The sequence below is a fragment of the Pedobacter sp. 01T416_2 genome, from assembly GCF_056398925.1.
On sequence record NZ_JBFTQI010000872.1, the window covers coordinates 1 to 2,320 of the forward strand.

Below are 2,320 nucleotides of genomic sequence, written 5' to 3' on the forward strand. Positions count from 1 at the left end.
ATTGCTCTAAAAAATGCTTTCCTGTTTGTTTATCTGATGGAGATTCAAAAAAAAACAACAAAATAATATTTTCAAATTCCTTTAACATTTTTTAACAATTGGCGGCTTATGGCAGGCTGGTGCTTTTCGACATTACACCGATTACAAAAGCTGCGCTTTAAGTTTATACTGTTTCACCGAAAACTATTGCATCAAACCGTTGATGATCAATAAGCGTTTGTCTAGGAATTACAGGCGTTGGTCTAGCGGTTACCAACGCTGGTATAATACCGGGTTTTTGCCTGAAACGTTTGATGGGCAGCTGCGTCTTAATAACAAAACAATAGCAAAAACCTAAAATATAAAAGATATGAAAACTTTAGCAAAAACAATATTCGCAGCAGCATTAACAGCAGTAGTATTTACTTCATCAGCCATGGCAACTTTTGCCGCTGAGCCAGTTAAAGCAGAAACCAAAACTTCTTCATTATCAAAATTCAGCAGAATCTGGGTAAGTGGTAACGTGAAGCTTATCTTAACACAAGGTGATAAACAAAATGTAGAAGGTGCGGGCAATTACGATGCTTCAAAAACCTCGGTATCAACTGATGGGAAAACCTTGTTTATCAATTCAATGGAAACCAGTCAGGTAACGTTAAACATTACCGTAAAAGATTTAGAAAGAATTGAAGCTTACGGACAATCGGTTGTGGTTACCAGCAATAATTTTGATACAAAATACCTTCAGTTATTTCTGAACCAGAGCGCTACAGCAAAAATTAAAACGACAGCAGGCAGTTTATATACTATTGTTAAAGATGATGCGGTATTAAAATTAAATGGTACTGCCGGTGAAAGTACAATGGTTGCGAGCAACATGAAAAATGTAAAATTAACTGACTTTGCCAGTCTTAAATCTGCATCCTATGCTTCTCAAGCGATGATGGAAGCGGAACAAAATGCAATGAATTTAGCGAAATAAAAAATATCAATCAGATGAATTGAAGCTGCCCATTGGGCGGCTTTTTTAGCTACTCATAAAACTGGTTTTATAGTGTTTGAACGACCTCGACAGTAAACGAAAAATTAGTATCCGATTATTTTACAATGTTATAAATCAAAATACAGGGTTCACTAACAGATTTTTTGTTGGCATTAAAAACGATAATTTTCATTTAAAATGGAACTGAGATATTTAAATTAATTAACGACGGGCTTTATAGCGCTACAACATGTTCTTCTGTTTAGGATAAGCAGTATCATCCACAAGCACAATATTGCGCTCAGTACTTTCCATAGGGACACGGTTATCCGATTCGTTTTTAGGTTTCCAAGTTGCCTTTGGCATTGGAAAAGGTATTACCAGGGCTAATTTAGGAACGCGTGATAATGTATCTTTAAAATAGCGGTTAAATGTCTTTGTGCCGTTATAAACTCCAGAAACAGCTATTGTCTTTACCTTTTTGGGGTATTTGAAATATAAACGGGAGTCAAGTCTACCTGATGCATCGCCGGTTGTATCCAGTAAAACCTCATTGTTTAACTTGACCAAGAGCCGCTCACCCGGATAAAGCATAACTATAGCAACAGTGAAATTTGCACTGTCTTTATCTGGCATCCTATAAGTCTGGTCTGCTTTATTTTTACAGCCCAGTATGCCTATTGCAAGCAATATGTACAACAAAATTCTCATATCTTTTTTTGGGCGCACTCAATTAAACAGGGCAGTAAGTTATTTCGCTATTAATATAGATATTGACCCGGCTAAATACAAGTTTTCGCTTCATTTTGCTGCGAACTCTCTCAATATTAAGGTTCTATTAACGGTTTTTTAAGCAACCTGATTAGTGGCGTTACCCAGCCATTAACACACTCAAATGAATATTAACGGTAATAATGCCTGCTCAGTGTTCAATGCACATGCCATTGATATAAACTCCCCAACACTGACACCCTAATATGGCCATTCTCGCATCATGAGCGTTTCTATCTTATACTTCCCAATACTGTGAGGTGAGTAACGTCGCATATATAGTCCTCCAATCCGTAATGGAAACATGATTACTGTCTAACAATACCGAACCATCGTAATTATCCATATTCTGGAACTCTATACCATAGTCAAGTAAAATACCGGTGGTTGCCTCGCTACGGTTTAGGTGCTGAAAAATAAAATTGTGCCTGTTGGCAAGTTCGTTAGGCGTATCCTGAGCTAAGCATAAGCTCAAAGAAAGCGACAAAAGCAGAGAAAGAAAAACTGACTTTAGCATTGTTCGTAAAGATTGAGAGGGTTAATAACAAATTGATCGGACAATCCGATCTTTGACTGATTTAAATGGAA

The 2,320-nt window shown here is 36.9% G+C and carries 3 protein-coding genes; 1 reads left to right on the top strand and 2 read right to left on the bottom strand.

What is annotated here, in order from left to right; translation table 11 throughout:
- Nucleotides 1–349 precede the first annotated feature (349 nt).
- Nucleotides 350–961: a GIN domain-containing protein gene (locus AC1DPQ_RS25250; protein ID WP_477581027.1), complete on the top strand. Its 612-nt coding sequence runs from the start codon at nucleotides 350–352 to the stop codon at nucleotides 959–961.
- Between the two features lie 243 nt (nucleotides 962–1,204).
- Here the strand turns inward: AC1DPQ_RS25250 and AC1DPQ_RS25255 are convergent, their stop codons facing one another.
- Together AC1DPQ_RS25255 and AC1DPQ_RS25260 are read right to left on the bottom strand one after the other, a co-directional pair.
- Nucleotides 1,205–1,597 (bottom strand): hypothetical protein, encoded by a 393-nt coding sequence (locus AC1DPQ_RS25255; RefSeq protein ID WP_477585319.1) that lies wholly within the window; start codon nucleotides 1,595–1,597, stop codon nucleotides 1,205–1,207.
- A 373-nt stretch (nucleotides 1,598–1,970) separates the two neighbouring features.
- Nucleotides 1,971–2,249, bottom strand: coding sequence for a hypothetical protein (locus AC1DPQ_RS25260; protein WP_477585320.1), 279 nt, complete (start codon nucleotides 2,247–2,249; stop codon nucleotides 1,971–1,973).
- Nucleotides 2,250–2,320 lie beyond the last annotated feature (71 nt).